The sequence below is a fragment of the Cupriavidus pauculus genome (assembly GCF_008801835.1).
Lineage (GTDB): Bacteria > Pseudomonadota > Gammaproteobacteria > Burkholderiales > Burkholderiaceae > Cupriavidus > Cupriavidus pauculus.
Map to the genome: position 1 here is coordinate 93343 of NZ_VZOW01000019.1, position 20486 is coordinate 113828.

Sequence of the window (20486 nt, forward strand, 5' to 3'; positions counted from 1 at the left end):
GGTGTTGGCCCCGATCCGCGGGAATAGTACACTCCACCAACTGTGACTTTCAACACCACATTCCTCGAATCACACACAAAGACCGGTAAAGACGGTTCCGGTCGTATAAGGAACCGTTTGTAAATACGCCATATTTTTCATTTTTACTACATCGACGGCGGATGTTGTTACGAAATGTAACTTCGCGGGGCAACGGGGAAGAAGAGGCCGGGGCATGAGCGTTTCAAGAACTTTGGGCGTTTCGATACGCGTGGGCGCCGCGCTGGCGGCGATTGCCCTGCTGGCGTCCTGCGCAGTGGGAGGCCAGGTACTGGCCGGTGCGGCCAGCGGCGCGCTGGAGGCCGTGGGGCTCAAGCCGTCGAACGTGCCCGAATCGCAGAAACCGCCGCGCCAGGTGCCGCTGCGGCTTTATGCCGGCACCAATCTCAACGCCGCCCGGGACAATCATCCGGCCGCGCTTGTGGTGCGTGTGTACACGCTCAGGGAATCCACCAGCTTCCTGCAGGCGCCCTACGACGCGTTCACCGATCCGGCCCGCGAAAAGCAGGTACTGGGCGCCGAACTGGTGAACGTGCGCGAGATCACGCTGATTCCCGGTCAGCGCTACGAGGTGACCGAGAAGGTGTCGCGTGAAGCCAATGCGCTTGGCGTGGTGGCGCTGTTCCGCAGCCCTGCCGCGCAGCGCTGGAAATTTGCCGTCGATGCGGTCAAGAGCGAGAAATCGGGCGTCACCATCGGCCTGCACGCCTGCGCCATGACGCTGACCGTGGGCGATCCGGTGGCCCCCAGCGACGGCGTGCCGCGCACCGGTCTGAACATGCTGTCTCCGACCGCGTGCAACGCCTAGCGGCGCGGCAGATATCGGCAGCGCCACAGCAGCACAGAAAAGGTAATCGTGAGCTATTCCTCCAAGATCCTCTGGGGCGAAGGACTGTTTCTTCGACCCCAGCATTTCCAGCAGCAGGACGCCTACCATGAGTCGCGCCTGCACACCGCGGTGCGCGCCATCCAGCCCTATGGCTGGGGCGTGCAGCACGCGCGCTTCGATACCGACGCGCTGGCCAGCGGCGTGTTGCGCGCCACGGAGCTGTCGTTGTTCTTTCCCGATGGCGAATGCTATGCGGCGCCGCAGGGCGACGAACTGCCGGCCCCGCTGGTGCTGGAAACGCTGCCCGCCGGCGTGTCCGAGCTGACCTTTCATCTGGCGCTGTATCCGTTGCGCGATGCCGGCGGCAATTACCGCGAAGCCGAGGATGGCGCGCCGTCGTCGCGCTTCGTGGGCGACCAGCGCGACACCGCGGACCTGTTCACCGAGGCCGAGCCAGCAGCCATCACGTATCTGAAGAAGGCGGTAAAGCTCGTGGCGGAGACCGATCCGCGCGAGCAGTTCATCTCGCTGCCCGTGGTGCGCATCCGCCGTACCGCGACCGGCGGCTTCGAGCTGGATGAATCGTTCGTCGCGCCCAGCCTGGCGATCCACGCGTCGGCGGTGCTCTACCAGCGCCTGCGCCGCATGCTCGATGCGCTGCAGGCCAAGGTCAGCGCGCTGTACGGCTTTCATCGCGAGCCGTCGAAGGACATCATCGAATTCCGTTCGGGCGACATCGCGTCGTTCTGGCTGCTGCATACGGCCAACGCCGCCTTCGCCGCGCTGTCGCATCTTTACCACCATCCCGAGCTGCATCCCGAACGCCTGTTTCAGGAAATGCTGCGGCTGGCCGGATCGCTGATGACCTTTTCCAAGGCCTATGCGTTGACCGACCTGCCCGTGTACGACCACGACAATCCGGGCCCGGCCTTCGCGCGCATCGACGGCATCGTCCGCGAGCTGCTCGATACGGTGATCTCCACGCGCTACTTTGCGATCAAGCTCGACGAGACGCGCCCGTCGTTCCATGCCGGCCGTCTCGATTCCGGCAAGATCGACGACAAGACGCGCTTCTACCTGTCCGTATCGGCCGACATGCCCGCCGCGGAACTGGCCGACGCGATTCCGGCGCGTTTCAAGGTGGGCGCGCCCGACGACGTGGAAAAACTCGTGCTGTCGTCGATGCCCGGCGTGCCGGTGAGCTACACCCCGCAGGTGCCGCCGGCCATTCCGGTCCGCCCAGGCGCGTGCTACTTCGCCCTGGAAGCCCGCGGCGCGCTGTATGAACGCATGCTGCAGGCGGGCAACATCACGATCTACACCCCGGCCGGCATCCGGGAACTGAAACTCGAACTGATTGCGGTGACTTCATGAGCGCAACCTCCACCCCTTCGCTGTTTGGCGACACCCATGCGCCCGCTCCTGGCCCGGCGCACGATCCCGCCGATGCCGGCACGCGCCACGCGCGCACGCTGCTGGACATGCTTTACGACGGCTTTTTCATGCTGTTCCTGCTGCGCAACAAGCAGGCGCCGGGCACGGCGGAAGAATTTCTGCAGCGCGTGCGCGCATTCCTCGATGACTTCGACCGCGGCGCCAAGCGCATGAACGTGCCGGCCGAAGACGTGTTCGATGCCAAGTACGCGTTCTGTGCCGCCATCGACGAAACCATCCTGTCGTCGAACTTCCCGATGCGTGCCGACTGGGAGCGTCGCCCGCTGCAACTGGTGCTGTTTGGCGAGCAACTGGCTGGCGAGAACTTCTTCAACAAGCTCGAAGCGCTGCGCGCACGCGGCGCAGCGCGGCTGCAGGCGCTGGAGGTGTTCCACATGTGCCTGCTGCTGGGATTCCGCGGCAAGTACATCCTCGAAGGCCCGGAAAAACTCGCCTACCTGACCGCGCGCGTGGGCGACGAGATTGCCGCCATCAAGGGCAAGCGCGCCGCGTTTGCCCCGCACTGGCCGCTGCCCGACAAGGTGGCGCACCAGCTCAAGCGCGAAACGCCGCTGTGGATCTTCGGCGCGGTGTTCGCGCTGATCGCGCTGCTGGCGTACCTGGGGCTGTCGACCTCGCTCAACAGCAAGACCAACGATTCGATGCAGGCGTATTCGCAGGTCATCAAGCTGGGGCCGCGTTTTTCGCACCTGACCATCTCATTGCCCTGACACGGGGCCCGCGATCATGAGTCCGACACCCGGCGCCGACACCTCCGCGCCGCAGGCCCTCACCGACGCCCTGCTGGGCCAGGGCTCGCGGCAAATCCAGCTGACCACCGCCCTGCCCGCTGCCGACCTCGTGGTCGAGCGCTATACCGTGACCGAAGCGGTATCCCAGCCGTTCCTTATCGAGATCGACTGCCTGTCCACCTCCGCGCACCTGGATACGGCCGAACTGGCGCGCCAGGAAATCACGCTGCGCCAGATGCTGGCCGACGGCAGCTATCGCGCCTGGCATGGCTTTGTGGTCGATTGCGCCAGCCTGGGCGGCGACGGCGGCCTGGCCCGTTACCGGCTGACGGCCGCGCCATGGATCGCGCGGCTGCGGGCTCGGGTCGACTGCTTTGTCTACCAGGACAAGACCGCGCTCGAGATCATCGAGGACCTCTTCAAGGACTACGACGTCGCGAGCTACCAGAATGCGGTGTCGCAGACGCTGCGCAAGCGCTCGATCTGCGCGCAGTATCGCGAGAGCGATCTCGATTTCATGCAGCGTCTGCTGGCCGAGGAAGGACTGTCGTATCGCTTCGAGCATGAGCAGGATGGCGATGGCGGCCACGCGCAACAGGACGCGCAGGCACGCCACAAGCTCGTGATCTTCGACGCCCGGACCACCGCGCCCGATTGCGCGCAATCGAGCATCCGCTTTCATCGCGCCGATATCACCGAGACCGAAGACAGCATTACGCGCTGGTCGTCATCCTGCGCGGTGGGCACCAATGCGGTCAGCCTGGCATCGTGGGACTACAAGCAGCTGACCGCGACCGGTGCGCAGGCCAGTGCCGAACCGGTGGGCAAGCTGCCATCGCTGGAGTCCTACACGGCGCGCGGCGCCTATCGGTTCAACGATGCGGACAGCGCCGCGGCCGTGGCAACGCTGCGCCTGCAAGCGGAAGAACTCGATCACCTGCGTTATCACGGCACCAGCACGGTACGGGCGCTCGGCGAGGGCCAGCGCTTCACGCTGACCGAACATTTCGGCAACGGGGACAACCGCTTCGTCACGCTGTGGGTGCGCCACGAAGCCACCAACAACCTGGCCACGGACATCGGTTCATTGTTGGACAGCGCGCGCGACGAAGACATGGGCGGTTACCGCAACACGTTCGAGGCCGTGCAGGCCAGCACGCCGATCGTGCCGCGCCATCTGCCCCGCCCCACCGCTCCCGAAGGCCAGACGGCGATCGTGATTGCCGAAGGCGAAACGCCGCTGCAGACCGATCGCGATCATCGCGTGCGCGTGCGGTTTCCGTGGCTGCGCGCGCCCGAGCGCGGCAACCTCAACGCGCCCGATGCCAGCGATGTCACCCAGGTGACCGCATGGGTGCGCGTGGCCGGCGCCGTAGCGGGCCCCAACTGGGGCGCACACCATCTGCCGCGCGTTGGCACCGAAGTTCTGCTGACGTTCCTGGACGGCGATATCGACCGCCCGCTCGCCGCCATGCAGTTGCACAACGAGCAGGACAACCCGCCTTGGCCAGCCGCCGAACCGGCCATCGGCCACGCGCTGTCCGGCTGGCATTCGCAAGGCATGGGCGGCGACGGCTACAACCAATGGGTGGTCGACGACACGCCGGGCCAATTGCGCATGCGCATGGCGTCGTCCACGGCCGATACGCAATTCAATCTCGGCTATCTCGTCAGCCAGAATCCCCAGGACGCCAATCGCGGCGCGTGGCGCGGCAATGGTGCCGAACTGCGCAGCGACGCGTGGGCCGTAGTGCGCGCGGGCGAAGGCATGCTGCTATCGACCACGGCGCAACCGAGGGCGGCCGGCGCCGCGCTGGACGTCAGCGAAGCGCTGGGCCAGCTCAAGGCGGCCCAGCAGACCGCCAGCCGCCTGTCCGACGCCGCACGCGCGCAAGCGGCGTTGCCGCTGGCCGCGAACGAACACTTCGACGCTTTGCAGAAAGCCATCGATCCCACCCAGGACGGCAAGTACCGCGATACGGTCAACGGCCAGAAGGCGGCAAAACCGGACGGTGCGCCGGTGGACCGCTTTGCCGTGCCGCTGCTGGTCACCGAGGCCCCGACGGCCATCGCCATGACCACGCCGATGACCACAACGGTCTACGCCGGGCGCCATTTGCACTGCACGACGCAATCGGATTGGCACCTCGCCAGCGACAGCGTCACGGCAATCGCCGCCGCGCAGGGCGTATCCCTGTTCGCCCAGCGTCAGGACCTGAAGGCCGTGGCCGCAAACGGACCGTTCTCGCTACAGGCCCACGCGGATGCGATGGAAATCCTGGCCGACAAACAGGTGACCGTGACTTCATCGAACGATTCGGTCGAAATCCTGGCCCAGCAGAAGGTGGTGCTGCACGGCGGCTCATCGATCATCACGCTCGACGGCGGTCAGATCACGTTCGAAACGCAGGGGTTGCTCGATGTGAAAGGCGCGGGCCATCCGTTCAGCGGCGGCGGCGGACGGGCTGCGGCACTGCCTGCGCTACCGACCGGCAGTACCGAGATGACCCACTGGATCGAGGTCAACCATCGCGACATGGAAGGCGAGCCATTCGTTGGGCAGAACTACAAGATCCATTTCGAAGATGGCCAGGTCGTCTCGGGCAAGCTTGACGCCGCCGGCCACGCACGACACGAAAACGTCCCGCCGCGCGCCGTTCGCGTCGAGTACGAGCTTCCGGAACCCGGCAACGACGAGCCGTGGGATCAAGTCTCCAAACTGATTCAGGCATCGCGTTCCAAGCTGGGATAACAACACAATGTGGGATGAACTTGAGAACGCGCTCGCCTGGTTCAAGAGCGCACCCGGCGGCTGGATCGACAGTGGCAAACAGAATCTGGCGGCTGCGGCCGAATGGATCTGGGTGGTGATTCAGGGAGACTTTGCCGACGACCAATCGACCGGTCAGGTGGTCACGGGCACCGTCATTTCCATGATTCCGTTCGTCGATCAGCTCTGCGACGTACGCGATGTCGTGGCCAACTGCCGAAAGATCAATAACGACACGTCCGACAGATGGGCATGGGTGGCGTTGGTCCTGACACTGATTGGCCTTTTCCCAGTACTGGGATCGCTCGCCAAGGGCTGCTGCAAGATTCTGTTCGCCTACGGTCGGAAGTCCGTGTTCCGCGTTGGCCGTGCGGCCCTGGATTCCGATTTCTGGCAGGCCAGCAAGCCGTTCGTCGAGGCCGGCATCAACATGCTCAACGGACATCTGCAAACACCGGCGGTGCGCCGCGCCTTCCGGGCCATCAACGTCGCCAACCCCTATCACTGGCTATCGAAGAAGGTGCTTGAGGTGAAAAGCAGCCTGACGGTCGCCGAATTGGCGCGCGCCTTCGACAAGATCTTGGATGCGCTGCGCTATTTCGTAGACCTGATCCAGCGTTGGGGCACGGCAAGCATGGGCACCCGCGCAGGCGATCTTCTGAAGACGGTGATGCGCATCCGGCAACAGATGGCTAGCCGCGTCGGCGAAATCCTTGCTCCCCTCAATCAATGGCTGGAGAAACTGGCGCGCCGGCTCGAGATCGAGGGGGATATGCTGTATCGCGCCAATGTCGATGCCATCAACCCGCACAAGTATCAATGGCTGAACTGGGATGACGAAGCCGCCCTGCTGGAGCGCCATCGTGTGGGCTGGATCGACAACACCGGACTGCGCCAGTTCGAAGCGCTGCGATCCGCACCGCCCGCGCCGGCCAACTGGCCGAGCCTCGACCCGATACTTCAGCGAGGGGAAAGGCATCCGTTGAAAGGCGCCTATGCGACATTCCACGAAGCCAAACCCGTCACCATCGCGCCGGGCGAGGTACTTTATCGTGTGGTGGACCCGTCGTCCGCCGACAACAGCATTTGCTGGATGCGCAAGGAAGAATTCATGAAGCTGAAGGGCCGCGACGACTGGCGCCGCCGTTTTGCGGTGTGGCGTCACTGGAACCGCAATGGGGAATTCATCACCTATACCGTTCCGCCCGGCGCTGGCCTCCATGTGTGGGAAGGCCCGGCCGCCAGCCAGACGTTGAAGGCTCATCCGCAATACGTGCTGGAGGGCGGCGCCAACCAGATCGTGCTGGACCCGACCCAGCTGCACCCCGAGTTCATCGGCAAACGGCAGCCAACCAACTGGGGCTATACGGATTTCCCGGGTGAAACCGACGAATTCCTCGGTTTGCCCAAGCTGACAAATAATCTGAACATGAGCAATCTGCCCGCAAATCACCCGATGGGGGGGCCAAAGTGAGCACGCCACTTTACCCACAGGAAGTCTTTCTGCTGGAACGCTACAGCTCCGTCGAGTACTTCGACGCGATGCGTGCGGCATGGGAAGCGATGCTCGCGCACGTCGAGGATTGCCTGAACCGGTTCACCGCCCGCTTGCCGGCCGATTACCGCAGCCGGCCGCAACCGCTACAGCCCGATATCGTCTGGGGCCAGCGTGTCTTGCCAAACTTTCGCAGCACGGCGCGGATCCTCGACGATGGCTTTATCCGCCTGACACATGGCGACCATGAGGGCTTACGGGCCGCCGTGGGCGTCACGGGCGATGTTCGCGGACAGAGCGATTTTTCGCTCGACTGGTTCGACGAAGTCGAACCCGATGCGGCGGCGCGCTATGAGGAACTGTTGAATCTGGCTCATGCGCATGCCATGAACATCGACCAGACGATCTATGCATCGTGGGTCATGTCGACGCTTTCCACCGGCTACGACGCCAACGCCCGCGGCCCATTGGCAGCACCACCGGCCTGGCCCCGCTATGCGCTCGATGCCCTGACTCAAGTCCGTACCAATGAGCCGGTTGTCGAATCCGGCGTCTATCTGCCCGATCAGGACAGTTCCTGCGCGCAGTTCCTGGTGGCCGGCAAACCCGCCCCGAGTGCCTGCATTGGCTTCAATGGCCAGCAGTACACCTCCAAGTCCCCTGCTCTGTGGACCCGCGTGCGTCGCGTGGACGGCACCACGGTCGCCGATGGCCTGACCGATCTGCTGCCCGCCGCGAGCGGTAATCGGCTGACCGGACGTGTCGCGGGCCAGCAGGTTTGCCCGCGCAGCGGCTGGTGGTACACGCCAGCCATCGCCAATTCGCGCCGCTACTTTCAGCAAGGCGAAGTGTTCCCCGACGCAGCGGGGACGGAATACGGCGCAACCATCTGGCAATGGGACCGCGACCAGACGGACCCGCAGCTTTGAACATGCGTGGCCAGCGGGCGCGCGTCCGCATCTGACCGCTCGTCACCGCCGCTGAAACGCCGCGCTTCCGGCCAGCGCGGCTCGCGTCTCAGGCGGTCTGCATCTCGCCGCCCGTGGTTTGCTTGCGGCGCTCCAGCGAGGCGTATTTTTCCTTATTGTCGTCGCCGATATAAAGCACGCGCGGATCCGAGGTGCGGGTGTTGTCGAGCGCGAAGCCCGCCAGCGAGTCGTGCACGTAGACCGAGAAAAACTGGTACAGGTCGGACGATTCCGCCAGCGGTTTGCGGTTGACCACGACTTCGGTGTAGGCATCGACGATCGCCTGGTAGTGCGGCCGCATGCGTTTGGACGGGTCGTCCTTGTGCCACTTGTGCAGCGCCTCGGCGTCCTCGAGCAGCCACGCGTCGAACTCCTTCATGTTCTCGAGCAGGTCGCCGTCGTTGGCCGCACCGTCCACGCGCGCCTGTGCCTTGCGCCAGGCGTCGTGGGCCGCCTCTTCCTTCTTCTTCAGGTCCGTCACCATGCCGCGCCACATGTCGGTCTGGTTGGCGTAGCCGGGGCTGCTCTGCGCCGCGCTGAGCGCGGATTCCGCATCGGCGCGCTGCGCCTGGAGCCGGTAGTAATCGCGCGCCTTGTCCTTCGCTGCGGTGCTTAGCGCCGCGCGGTCCTTGGCGAAGCCGCTCTCGTTCTGCTGGATGCGCTTCTGTTCCTGCGTGGCGTTGGCGCCTGCCGAACGCCGTACCGCAGCGGACAAGCGAAAGCGCCAGTACAGCTTCATATGCGCGAGCACGGTCTTGCCCAGCGGCAGGCCCTGCGGCACTTGCGCGATATAGGCGTTCCACAGCGGCAGCAGCTTGTCGTAACGCTGGCGCCCCGCGTCGTCCAGCGCGAAATCGCTCAGTTCGTCGGCCGATGCCAGCTCCGACAGGCTGCGCATCGGCACGCCCGCTGCCACGGCGCGCTCCAGCATGATGCGCAGCGGCACAATGGCCAGAACGCTGGACTTGCCGCCCTCGCCTTCCCGATAGCCGCCGCCGACATCCGAGTGGACGCCGGGCAGCACCATCTCATGGGTGCCGAGCGGATACTGATTGCCGTCCAGCGCGCTGTCGAGCGGGAACGAGTTGCGCATCTCGTGGCCCGAAGCCATGTGCATGCATTGCGTAACCAGATCGGCAATGCGCAGGCCATCGCCCCACGCACCGTGACCATCGGCGGGCCCAGGCGACGGATCCGCGCCCGGTTCGCCAAAGGCGAGATTTTTCAGGTCCTGGTCCGACTGCATGCCGCCGTACGGGTAACTCAACGCCGAACGCCAGCTGAAGCTGCGCCGGCGGTTGACCGGCGCATTGTTAGTGCTCATGGGCAGGCCGACCGATGCCACCGTGTCGAAAATGCCCATGAAATAGACCTCGATCGGGTACCCACCCTTCACGACCTTGCCCGATGTCCCCAGCGCGCCGCCCCGCACCTTGAAGTTGCCGCGACTTCCCACGCAGCTTTTCTGCAGATCGCGCGCGAAGGCGCGCGCCAGTGCGGCGCCGCGTGAAAAGCCGAAGATCGCGATGCGCAGCTTGACGATCTTGTTGGACGGATTGTTGGCGCGCGCCTCGGCCTTGATCAGCAGGTTGGCCAGTTCCTTGAACGCCCAGTCCAGGCGCGCCTGTCCGAGCGCGCCCATGCCGCTGCCGGTCATCTTGCCGCCCGGATCGCCGATGTCGCGGAAATAGGTGCCGATGCCAGGAATGTAGCGACGGTAGATATGCTTGATATCGTCGTCGGCATAGTGGCTGCGATAGAGCCGGGCCACGTTGCTGTGTTCTCCGGTCGGCGTGTCCGCGTCCATGTTGTTGCCCGTGCCATCGAAGAAGAACGACACGGTGATGCACTGCGGGCACGGCGCCGGCGGCCGCTGCTGGCCCTGTTCGTTGACACCGGCGGCCGCCGCGTTGGCCCCGGCCTTGCGCGGCTTGCCGGGTGGCGCCACGCCGGCCGTATCCCAGTCCGCAGCATCCGCACCGCTGGCCAGGTTTTCCCGCGGCTGGTCGAGCGGCGCCACCTTCTTCGCTTCGGCACTAGTCGTCATGGCCACAGCTACCGTATTTGCTGTCGTGGTTCACGTTGCCCGACGCCTTGCGCTTGACGTAGCTGACGCGATCGAGCTGCAGGCGCGGCGGCGACGGATAGTCGGACATCGCCGCCTTGATCGTGCCGTCCTGGAAGAAATGCACCTCCAGATACTGCGGATCGGCCGGCACCGGGCCGTCCAGCAAAATGGTCTGCCGACACCAGGGCACCTTGCCATCGCGCTTCCAGGCGATATCAATCGTGATGGGCAATGCGGTATCGGCTGGCACCGCAGCGCAGCAGGTGCCGCCGCCACCGCCGGACGTTTTCGACGAGACCTCGATATTGCCGCCGCCCGCGCCATTGACGGTAAAGCTGCCGATGTAGGTATCGGTGTAGTTGTAGCCGACGATGGTCAGCCCGCCCATCCCCGCAGGCGTGCGATGCGGCCCCGTGTACAGGCGCGTGCCATTGAAGCTCGGCCCGCCCGATTCGAGCATCGCGCGGGTCTTGGGCGACATCTGCAATTCCGCCGCGCTGGCGGCGGCCCACACCGGCACGCATAACAGCATGGCCAGCAGGCGCTTGATGAATGATGGGGTATGACTCGACAACATCTGGGCATCCTTGCGGTTCATTCTTCCTGCTCCGCCGCGCGGTGCAGCGCCTCGTTGAATGTCAGGCGGCCGTCGCTGACTTCGGGCAGCAGTGCGGCCCACGGCTCGCGCTGGTCGAAATCCATGCCGGCCAGCATGCAAAGCATGGCAAACGACTGCATGTCCGGCAGATCCCGCAAGCCCCAGCCGCGTGCGCGCTCGACGATCGCGCGCACCACGGGATAACGCGCCGGGTATGGGATCGCCATGAATCGGGGCGTGCCGCGGGTGGTCAGCAGGTCCATCACGGCATCCGGTTCCGATGCCGTGATCATCGCCACTTCCTGCGCCGTCGTGAGCCGCAGCGGCGCGGTAAAGGTATCGACGCCGCCGGCATCCAGCCGCGTGCAGGGCACCATGGCGCCTTCGCGATCGGCGGCCCACCAGTGGACCGCACATGACAGGAACGCGTCGCACTGCGCCTCGGTCAGTGTTTCGAGCAGCGCAAACAGCACGCGCGTATCGAAGAAGCGCAGCAGCATCGGCATGTCGTCGGACAGCAGCACCTCGGTGCGCGCGGTCAGCACGCGCGCCAGGTCGCGCAATTCGAGCGCGCTGTCGATCACGCTCAGGGCGCTGGCATAGCAGGCCGCATCGGCCAGCGCAGCGATCTGATGCCGATGGCTGGCGATGCCGGTATCGATGCGCAGCAGGAATGGCGTCACGCCGTCGCTGCAGGCGTCGGCGTCCTGGCCCAGCAGCGCATGATGCGGCAGCGTCAGCAGGCGCGAGACCAGCGCAGCCTGCCCCTGCAGCGCTCCCTGGTTCACCAGCAGATAGCGATGCACGCCCAATCCAGATGGCGGCAACGCATCGAGCGACTGCCAAAGCGGGGATTCCTGCGGCGTGGGTTCCTGGCGCGACATCATCGGCTACCTGGCCGCAAACGGCGCGCCCGATGCCTGCGCGGCAGCCAGGCATTCCTTGCAGACGTTGTTCGGCATCAGCGGCAGGTCGGCCTGCACCTGGGTCGGGCCATCGAATTTGCGTTGTGCGGATTTGTAGGTGATCACGCCGGGGGCTTCCACGGTGATATTTCCGCCCTCGATGGTAATCGACGCGCCGCCTGCCGTGGCCACGCGAATACGTTTGGCGGCGGCGAAATCGACGGCGGCATTGCGCGACACCACCTTCATGTCGCCCTGCGATTGCAGCTTCATGACGTCGTGCTGCGCCTGCATGTCGATATCGGTTTCGCCGGCGATCAAGCGGATGCCGGTGTTGTCGTCGCCGGCTTTCTCCAGCGCGGCGGCAATGCCGAACGCCTGTTTGGCGTGAAAGCGCGCCTGTCCGCCCACGGCCAGATTGGTGTCCTCGCCGCTGCTCAGGCTGATGCTTTCCCCGCTGACCATCTGCAGATGCTGACCAGCAATGGCCGCAAAGCCGGCGCGGCCATTCAGGTGCACGATCGCCGCGCCCTGCGCGGGCACCTTGCCCGGGGTGCGCGTGTTGCGCGCGGCGGCGTCGGCCTGGGCGGCGGACAAGTCCTTGCCGTCGACCATGCCCTGCGCGGCGGTTTCCAGCTTGCCAAGCGGCGCCTGGTCGCCGCGCGCCACGGCCAGCGCGGGGGCCTGGTGCGACACGGCGCCATCGCTCAGCGTCCGTGTCAACGTGCGGGCCTGTCGGATCAACGCGATGCCGGCGGCGTTGTCGCCGGTCGGCACGGGACGCTGCGATTGCGCGTCGTAGTAAGTGGTGACGAGCACGCCGGCCTGCCCGCGCACGGCGGCGTAGCCATCGGTGCGCAGCTCGAACCCGTGGCCGCGGAAACTGCCACGGGTGTTGTCCTGCTGGTGGATCAAGTGGCCAAGGTTCAGTTGCGAAAACTGCAGCGTGGTGGCCAGTTGCGTGCGCAGCTGGCCGTCGCTGTCATCGAACACCAACTGGTTGCTGCCTTCGCCGCCATGCTCGCGGCTTTTGAAACCGCTCAGCGCCGCAGCGTTGCGATGGCCGTCCTGATCCTGGCTCATGCCATGCCACGCAGGTGCAGCGCCGCCGGCCACGTTGGCCTGCGCGCTGGGCGCCGTATCGCTGGCCTGCTTGTACACCTCGGCGTTGCCGCTGTCGCTGGCCTTGCCGCCGGGGCTGGGCGCAATGCCGCCTTCGCCCTGGCCGTTGTAGAGCGCGCCCACCACGACAGGCTGGTCGATATCGTCATCGACGAACTTGACCAGCACTTCCTGACCGATGCGCGGCAGCCACTGCCAGCCCATGCCCGCGCCGGCCTGCCGTTGTGCGGCGCGCACCCAGCGCGAACTGCGGTCGTCCGGCCGCTCGCCCTTCTGCCACGGAAACCGGATGCGCACTTCGCCGTGCGGGCTGACGTAATGCTCCGCGCCCGAGGCGCTGGTCTCGCCTTCGGGTCCCACCACGCGCGCGGTATGCACACCGGTCACGGTTGGACTGGCGTAGAGCCTTGCGCCCGTCGCATCGGTCACGCGCGGACGCCATGGCCGATCGGCATGGATCGCCCGGAAAGCGTTGGCATAGCCCTGTTCGCGCGCGGCGGCAAGCAGATGGGCATCCACATTCCGGCGTTCGATGGCTGCGCTGTCGACCAGAAAACCTATCGTCTGCGGGCCATTCTCGGGCGCGGTGGGCGGCGCATCGAACACCAGCGCATCGGCAAGCTTGCCCAGCCGGCTATCGATCGACGCGCGCGCTTGCGCGACCAGATTGTTGATGCCGCAATGCTCCACGACGTCCAGCAGCAGCGGATACGCGCCGCTATCGCCTCCAGGCAGATGCGGGCAATCGGTCACCCGGGTGCGCACGCCCGCCACATAGGTGCGCACACTGCCGCGGCCGGCAAACAGCTGGGCGCGCGCTTCGATGCCTTCCATCAGTTGTGTCGCCAGGCGCTGCGCGCCGGCCTCGTCCTTGACCACGGACTGGCTGACCGACAGGTACGAATCGGGACACTGCGCGCTGCCGCCAAACCGTGCCGGGGCGTGCGCGCGCATGCTGCGCTTGGCGCCGTGATCCCACGCCACCACGGCGATGCCGGGCGCGCTCATGCGCGTATGGCAGATCAGCTGCTGGATGGCGTCGGCCTCTTCCTGACTGTGCGCGCGGTGATAACGCACGTCGCCCGATGAGTCCTCGGGCAACGCGGCGCTGTCGGCAAAAATGGTCAGCGTGTGCTGCGCGGGCGCCTGCTCGTCTTCGACGAAGGCAAAGCCGAGACCGGCCTCGGCCAGCAGGCGCGACAAAAAGGCGTAGTCGGTTTCGCGATACTGGCTCACATGCGCCCGCGCGCCGATCTCGTCGATGCGCTGCTGTGCATTGGCGGTGAAGCGCCACGACTGGAATGGCGCGTAAGGCGACAGCAGCAGGCCGACGATATCGGCCAGCGTGCGGTCCTGGAACACCTGGCTGTGGCGTTGCTGCGTGGCCAGCCAGAGCCAGGGCACCAGTGTCAGGCGATAGCGCGCCAGCGTGCCATCGGCGCCGAGCTTCTCGGCGCTGCGCACCAGGCCGGAACGGCGCGCCTCGCTGCCATCGGCCAGCCGAGTAAACAAGGTGACACGTTGCCCGATGAACTCCTTGAGCGGAATCTGCGCATTGGCGCTGGCCGCGATCACGCGCATTTCGCCAAGCTCGGACAGCGCTTCGCGTCCGATCCAGGCTTCCACGGCAAGCTGTTGCACCGCGCCCTCGCCTTCTAGCCGGTACAGCCGGCCTGCGGGCGAAAACGCGTTCAGGAGATCTGGGGTCTGGCTGCTGGTATCCATGGCAGTCTGCCGCCGGCTGCTGCGGGCTTCGCCTGCATGCGTCGCGGATGCGGCGGCAGGCGAATGTCCGGCGTACGCGGCGTGGGCGCGCTATTGCGTGCGGGTGGTGGACCGGGTCCGGCCCTTGGTGGCGACGGTCGAAGACGGCGGCGGCGCCATCAGCGCAGCCAGCACATCGGCATCCGGATCGTCCTCCGCGCGCGAGGCCGGCGCCTTCTTGCGCGTGGCCTTCTTGCGATCGCTGGAACCGGCCTTGGCCAGTGAATTGGCGCTGCCAGACTTTACCTCAGCCTTCGCAGCACTTCCATCACTTTTGGCATTTGTATTTTTTGCCACCGCGGGCGACGATTTCGGAGCATCGCCGGCATGCTTGTGCGTGGCCGCATGGGCTGCGCCAACCGCCGCGAGGCTGGCCATGGCGGCCGCAGTGGCCGATTCCGGCGTGCGTCCGAGCTGATCGAGCGCCACCTCATCACGCTTTGCCGACTGCGCCGCAGCGGCAGATGACACATCGATGACTGTTGCGTCTGCCGCGCCGTCGGGTGTCACGTTCGAAACGGCCGTTTCAGTTTGAGGCTGTGCCATCCCGGCCACAGATGCAGTGGAAGGCGTCGGCTCCGACGGATCCGCCGGGGCGGCATTCGTCGCCGGGGCCGGCGCGGGCGCCGGGTTGGCGGCCACCACGTCGTCGCGCTCGTGGGCCCACCACGCGGAGGCCACGCCCGCCAGCATCAGCACAGCCACCAACGCCAGAATCGCGCGCTGGCGGCCGCCGCGGGCGGTTCTGGCGCCCGGGCGCACGGCTGCGGCGGTCGGCACACGCCCTTCCAGGCCAGCCAGGATGCGTACGTCGGCGCCGCCCTCCTGCCCTTGCTGGGGGCCAAAGAGCGTCGGGGGTGTATCCCGTTTCGATTCGTCGCTGGTACTCATCAAGGCCCTCGGAACGCGGCTGGGGTCCGGGCAAAATTGACACAATATGTCATCGTCCGGACGCGGTATCAAAATAAATTCGAGGTGATTTTAATGTCGTATTTGGCATAACTGCAAATATACTATTGCCCGCGCCGCAGGCATCGGTACTCCGGGTGAGGTCATGCACGGCTCGACATAACGATGATCTACCTGGCCCTGACCCTTTACTTCCTGCTGATGGTGGCTGCCGCCGCTGTACTGCTGCTGCCAGATGTGCGGCAGCGGGTGTTCACGACCGCGCGCGCGCATTGGCACCGCGTCAGCGCGGGCACCGCGGCCGCCGGTGCGCGCTCGGCCGGCACATTGCGTTCGTCGATCGGGCAGGCGGCCAGTTCTGCCGATGCGTTCAGGCATTTTGTGGCGCGTCGCCGCGTGTTCGTGCTGTGCGCGGCGGGCGTGGTGGCCACGCCGCCGCTGGTGGCGCTGGCGCTGCGGGGCGAGCACGTGTTCGAGTTCGACGACGATGCATCGCGCGAGCCCGACGAAAAGATCGCCGCGCTGCTCAACGGCGAGCGGCTGGTGCCGCCCCCGCCGTTGCCGCCGGACGTGTTTACCACCGCCGAGGTGGAGCGCATCCGGCCGGCGATCCGCGAGGCGAGCCGCAACTGGGAGCAGCTTGACGCAGAGTTCAAGCAGCGGCTGCTGCTGGTGTTCAAGCTCATGCGCGACGAACACGGCTACGAGATGGCGCTGCTCGAAGGCTATCGCAGCCCCGAGCGGCAAGCCAGGCTGGCGGCGCTGGGCAGCAATGTCACGCAGGCCGGGGCGTACCACAGCTATCACCAGTACGGGCTGGCGGCGGACTGCGCGTTCTATCGCGAGGGCAAGCTGGTGATCAGCGAGAAAGACCCGTGGGCGATGCGCGGATACGAGCTGTACGGTCAGATCGCGGAATCGGCGGGCCTTACCTGGGGCGGCCGCTGGAAGATGATGGACCTGGGTCACGTCGAGCTGCGCCGCGCCGGCGTGCTTGGCAAGAAGCCCGCGCCATGACGACCACGGCGGCGGCGAATTGGACGGGATGCATTGGGAAGGAATTGCAAACATGACAAAGCCATTCATCGTGCTCGGTGACAAGACCGACCACGGCGGCACCGTGGTGAGCGCATCGGGCACCATGACGACCGGCGGCAAGGGCATCGCCTGCGTGGGCGATCACGTCATCTGCCCGCGGCCCGGCCATAGTCAGGTCACCATCGTCAGTGGCGATCCGAACGTGATCATCGATGGCCGCGCCGCCGCGCGCCATGGCGACAAGGGGTCGTGCGGCTGCACGTTGCTGTCAACCCAGGGCCTGACCGGCAGCGCTTGAACGCGCCACGCCGCGCAGCGCCCCGCCCCGCGTTCTCTTATTCGCCATGTTCGTACGCGTTCTCAAGTTCAGCCTGTCGGTCATCGCGGTGTTTGCCGTGGTGTGGATTGCCACGCTCCTCTGGTGGCAGTCGATCAACCGCATGCCGACTTCCACGGACATCGTCACGCATCTGTTCCTGCTGCCGGCCGGCATGATCGCCGCCTACCTCGTCATCCGCGGCGCGCTCGACGGCATCCGGCGCAACGTCCTGGCCATGCGCGCCACGCCCGCGGCCGCCACTGAGGCGGCGCAGGCCGGCGGCGAATTGCCCGAGACCCAGTCCGACGATCCCACGCGCCGCTGGCATGCGCCCGTGCTGGCCAGCGCGCTGCGCAGCACGCACGGCGCCGGCGCGGCGATGACGCTGGCTGCGCTGGTCGCGCAGAAGCGGCCAGAAGTTGGCGACGCGCTGCACGACGGCAATCCGCTCTATGCGGCGCCGATTGCAGAGCTCGACATGGACCTCGACGCTACGCGCGCGGCGCTGCGCCAAATCGACGCCGAGCTGGACTGGAGCGACGAAGCGGTGCGCATGGTGGCGTTGGCCGCCGACATCTCGCAGCGCCTGCTGGCCGAAGCGTTCGCGCGCTACCCCAGGCTGTTTCCGGCGCCCGCCGCAGCGAGCGCTGCGCAGTCCGAACCGATCCATCTGGTACTGACGCTGCTGCTGCCCCGCGCCACCGACCCGGCCCACCAAGCGGCGGCGGCCGGGCTGGTGCGCCAGCAACTGGCCGCGCTGTGGCCGGTGGATCGCATCACGCTGGAACCGCTGGCCGCGCGCGGCGATGCCGACGCGCTGTTGCTGCTCGATCGCGCCGTCACCACGCTCAATCGCCAGCCCGAGCGCGTCGTGCGCGCGCTGGTGGCGGCCGAGTCGCTGATCGGCCAGCGGGCCGTCGCTGCGCTGCGCCATCACGACAAGCTGTTCGGCCCCGATTGCCCGCACGGCGTGGTGCCGGCGGAAGCCGCTGCGGGCCTGCTGCTGGCGCCCCCCGTCGCGTCGTTCGCCAGCGAGATCGGCGTGGACGACGCCAGCGCGCCGACGCAACTGGGTCGTGCCTGCGTGGCCCGGCTCGATGCGCCATCGGCCGACAAGGGCCTGCCTCGCACGGTCGTGCTGGCCAACCTGATTGCACAAGCGGTCAATCAGTTGACGCCCGCCGCGCAGACGCCCGACAACCAGGACAAACATGGCGACAACGCGTCAGCCGCGGCCAGCGACGCCGCCGAACCACAGCCGCCGGAAATCGGCGCGGTGCTTGCGGACATCGTGCCGCATCCGGTTCGCACGCTCGAAGTAGCGCGAGTGTTTTCCGATCGCTTCCCGGACCGCGACCTGTCCACCGATCTGCTGCCGGTAGGCGCCGCGTGCGGCTACACCGGCGCCGCCAGCGCACTGCTCTGCGTGGCGCTGGCTCACCAGATGACGCAGGAAGCCGGCGCGCCGGTGCTGGCCATCAGCGCCAGCGACGCACAGCAGCGCGGCGCGATCGCCATGTCGCCGCCGGCCGGTGCCGATGTAGAGGCCCCTCAAGATGCGCAGGACGCGGCGGCAGTTGCCGCATGACCCTGCACGATCCAATCCAGAGATAGAAAGTTCCAGACCGCCCCTTATGCAACGTATCCTCAGATTCCTGACCCACACTCGCACGTTGTCCGTGCTGGGTGTCGTGGCGCTGACCATCGTCCTGCTGTTTCTGGCGAAATCGCTGGAACTCGGCTTGATCTGGGTGGGCGTGGCGATTGGCCTGCTGATCGTGGCATGGCTGATCACCTTTGCCTGGCGCCATGTGCGCGCCCGGCAAGCCAGCTCGCGGCTCGGCGTGATGCTGGAAAAGCAGGCCAACGACGCGGTCGAGGAAGCGCCATCGGAAAAGCGCGGCGAAGTGGAAGTGCTGCGCAGCCGCCTGGTCGACGCCGTAAAGACCATCAAGGGCTCCAAGCTGGGCCAGATGTCCGGCAGCGAGGCGCTCTATGAACTGCCGTGGTACATCGTGATCGGCAACCCGGCCGCGGGCAAGAGCACGGCGGTGCTCAACTCCGGCCTGCAGTTTCCGTTTGCCGACAAGAGCCAGGCGGTGATCCACGGCATCGGCGGCACGCGCAACTGCGACTGGTTCTTCACCACCGAAGGCATCCTGCTCGACACCGCCGGCCGCTATGCGGTGCACGACGAGGACCGCAAGGAGTGGCTGGGCTTTCTCGATCTGCTCAAGCGCTACCGGCCCAAGGCGCCGATCAACGGCATCGTGGTGACCGTCAGCATTCCCGAGATTACGCAGAGCCGCCCCGAATTTGCCATCCAGTTGGCGAAGAATCTGCGCCAGCGCGTGCAGGAGTTGACCGAGCGCCTGGAAGTGATCGCGCCGGTCTATGTAATGTTCACCAAGGCCGACCTGATCACCGGCTTTACCGAATTCTTCAGCGACAGCGACAAGCACGAGCGCGACCGCGTTTGGGGCGCCACGCTGCCGTTCGCTCCGGGCGAGAAGCTCGACGTGGCCGGCACGTTCGACGCCCGCTTCGACGAACTCTACGACGGCTTGAAGGAAATCAGCGTGGCGCAGATTGCGCAGGCGCGCGGCGGCAAGCTGTCGCCGGGATTGCTGAGTTTTCCGCTGGAATTCGCCTCGATCAAGCCTGCGCTGCGCAGTTTCCTGATCACGCTGTTCGATGACAATCCGTTCCAGTACAAGCCTGTATTCCGCGGCTTCTACTTCACCAGCGCGGTGCAGGAATCGGCCACCAACAGCATTTCGGCCGAACGCATCGCCAACCGCTTCGGACTGAAGCTCGACGGCACCACCAAACAACAGGAAGTGTTTTCGAAGAACGGCTTCTTCCTGCGCGACCTGTTCTCGAAGGTGGTATTCGCCGATCGCCAGACCGTGCGCCAGTTCTCCAGCCCGGCCAAGATCCGCGCGCGCTTTGTCACGTTCTTTGGCCTGGTGGTGTTGCTGGGCGCGCTGCTGGGCGGCTGGACCTGGTCCTACATCGGCAACCGCCAGCTCACTGCGAATGTGCAGGCCGATCTCGACAAGATCGTGCGCATGCAGGAAAACCGGGTCGATCTGCGCGCACGCCTCGAAGCACTGGACATTCTGCAGGACCGCATCGAGCAATTGGAGCGTTATCGCAGCGAGCATCCGGTGGCGCTTACGCTCGGCCTGTATCAGGGCGACACGCTGCAGCACAAGCTGCTGGACGAGTACTACAACGGCCTGCGCCAGGTGATGCTCAAGCCGGTGGGCGGCGCGATCGAGCGCTTCCTTGCCGAGGTGAACGCGCACCCGGACCAGCTTGCAGCGATGGTGCGCCCGCCCGAATCGGGCGCCGCCTCGACCACGCTGGTGGCCGCGCAAGGACCGGGCGCCCTGCCCGTCGCCGCCGGGGCCACCGGGGCTTCCGCGTCCGCCGCACCATCGGCCGCGCCGGCCTCGGCCGCCGTCGCCATG

General features: G+C 66.1%; 15 protein-coding genes. 10 read left to right on the forward strand and 5 right to left on the reverse strand.

Going from position 1 to position 20486, the window contains the following annotated elements:
- The first annotated feature begins 214 nt into the window (after positions 1 to 214).
- The 6 genes from tssJ (at position 215) to F7R19_RS19180 (ending at position 8248) form a co-directional block, all read left to right on the forward strand.
- On the forward strand, positions 215 to 847 hold the full coding sequence (gene tssJ / locus F7R19_RS19155) for a type VI secretion system lipoprotein TssJ (RefSeq protein ID WP_150981648.1): 633 nt from the start codon (positions 215 to 217) through the stop codon (positions 845 to 847).
- Between the two features lie 48 nt (positions 848 to 895).
- A complete protein-coding gene (tssK, locus tag F7R19_RS19160) occupies positions 896 to 2242 on the forward strand; it encodes a type VI secretion system baseplate subunit TssK (protein ID WP_061959604.1) in 1347 nt (448 codons plus the stop codon).
- Entirely contained in the window at positions 2239 to 3033 is a 795-nt protein-coding gene (gene icmH, locus F7R19_RS19165; RefSeq protein ID WP_150981649.1) for a type IVB secretion system protein IcmH/DotU, read from the forward strand. Before tssK ends, icmH begins: the two co-directional genes overlap by 4 nt.
- A 16-nt stretch (positions 3034 to 3049) precedes the next feature.
- Positions 3050 to 5806 (forward strand): type VI secretion system Vgr family protein, encoded by a 2757-nt coding sequence (locus F7R19_RS19170; RefSeq protein WP_150981650.1) that lies wholly within the window; start codon positions 3050 to 3052, stop codon positions 5804 to 5806.
- Positions 5807 to 5987: 181 nt separating this feature from the next.
- The gene (locus F7R19_RS19175; protein WP_223505680.1) at positions 5988 to 7298 is read left to right on the forward strand and encodes a hypothetical protein; all 1311 of its coding nucleotides are present in this window, start codon (positions 5988 to 5990) and stop codon (positions 7296 to 7298) included.
- On the forward strand, positions 7295 to 8248 hold the full coding sequence (locus tag F7R19_RS19180) for a hypothetical protein (RefSeq protein ID WP_150981652.1): 954 nt from the start codon (positions 7295 to 7297) through the stop codon (positions 8246 to 8248). The genes F7R19_RS19175 and F7R19_RS19180 overlap by 4 nt, the downstream gene beginning before the upstream one ends.
- An 88-nt stretch (positions 8249 to 8336) precedes the next feature.
- Here the strand turns inward: F7R19_RS19180 and F7R19_RS19185 are convergent, their stop codons facing one another.
- The 5 genes from F7R19_RS19185 to F7R19_RS19205 all read right to left on the reverse strand — a co-directional run bounded on the left by F7R19_RS19185 (position 8337) and on the right by F7R19_RS19205 (position 15635).
- Entirely contained in the window at positions 8337 to 10334 is a 1998-nt protein-coding gene (locus tag F7R19_RS19185) for a T6SS phospholipase effector Tle1-like catalytic domain-containing protein (protein WP_150981653.1), read from the reverse strand.
- A complete protein-coding gene (locus tag F7R19_RS29805) occupies positions 10324 to 10953 on the reverse strand; it encodes a DUF3304 domain-containing protein (RefSeq protein ID WP_170292615.1) in 630 nt (209 codons plus the stop codon). Before F7R19_RS29805 ends, F7R19_RS19185 begins: the two co-directional genes overlap by 11 nt.
- Positions 10950 to 11840, reverse strand: a complete 891-nt coding sequence (locus F7R19_RS19195; protein ID WP_150981654.1) for a DUF4123 domain-containing protein — start codon at positions 11838 to 11840, stop codon at positions 10950 to 10952. The genes F7R19_RS29805 and F7R19_RS19195 overlap by 4 nt, the downstream gene beginning before the upstream one ends.
- A 3-nt stretch (positions 11841 to 11843) precedes the next feature.
- Positions 11844 to 14705: a type VI secretion system Vgr family protein gene (locus tag F7R19_RS19200; RefSeq protein ID WP_150981655.1), complete on the reverse strand. Its 2862-nt coding sequence runs from the start codon at positions 14703 to 14705 to the stop codon at positions 11844 to 11846.
- A gap of 90 nt (positions 14706 to 14795) precedes the next feature.
- On the reverse strand, positions 14796 to 15635 hold the full coding sequence (locus F7R19_RS19205; protein ID WP_150981656.1) for a hypothetical protein: 840 nt from the start codon (positions 15633 to 15635) through the stop codon (positions 14796 to 14798).
- Positions 15636 to 15818: 183 nt separating this feature from the next.
- Between F7R19_RS19205 and F7R19_RS19210 the strand changes: the two genes are divergently transcribed.
- From F7R19_RS19210 to tssM, 4 genes are all read left to right on the forward strand, one after another.
- Positions 15819 to 16670, forward strand: coding sequence for a M15 family metallopeptidase (locus F7R19_RS19210; RefSeq protein ID WP_150981657.1), 852 nt, complete (start codon positions 15819 to 15821; stop codon positions 16668 to 16670).
- Between the two features lie 52 nt (positions 16671 to 16722).
- Positions 16723 to 16989, forward strand: coding sequence for a PAAR domain-containing protein (locus F7R19_RS19215; RefSeq protein WP_061959593.1), 267 nt, complete (start codon positions 16723 to 16725; stop codon positions 16987 to 16989).
- Between the two features lie 46 nt (positions 16990 to 17035).
- Positions 17036 to 18598, forward strand: a complete 1563-nt coding sequence (locus F7R19_RS19220) for a hypothetical protein (RefSeq protein WP_150981658.1) — start codon at positions 17036 to 17038, stop codon at positions 18596 to 18598.
- A 46-nt stretch (positions 18599 to 18644) separates the two neighbouring features.
- Positions 18645 to 20486 (forward strand): type VI secretion system membrane subunit TssM (gene tssM / locus F7R19_RS19225; protein WP_150981659.1); only part of this gene is annotated, 1842 nt, incomplete at its 3' end.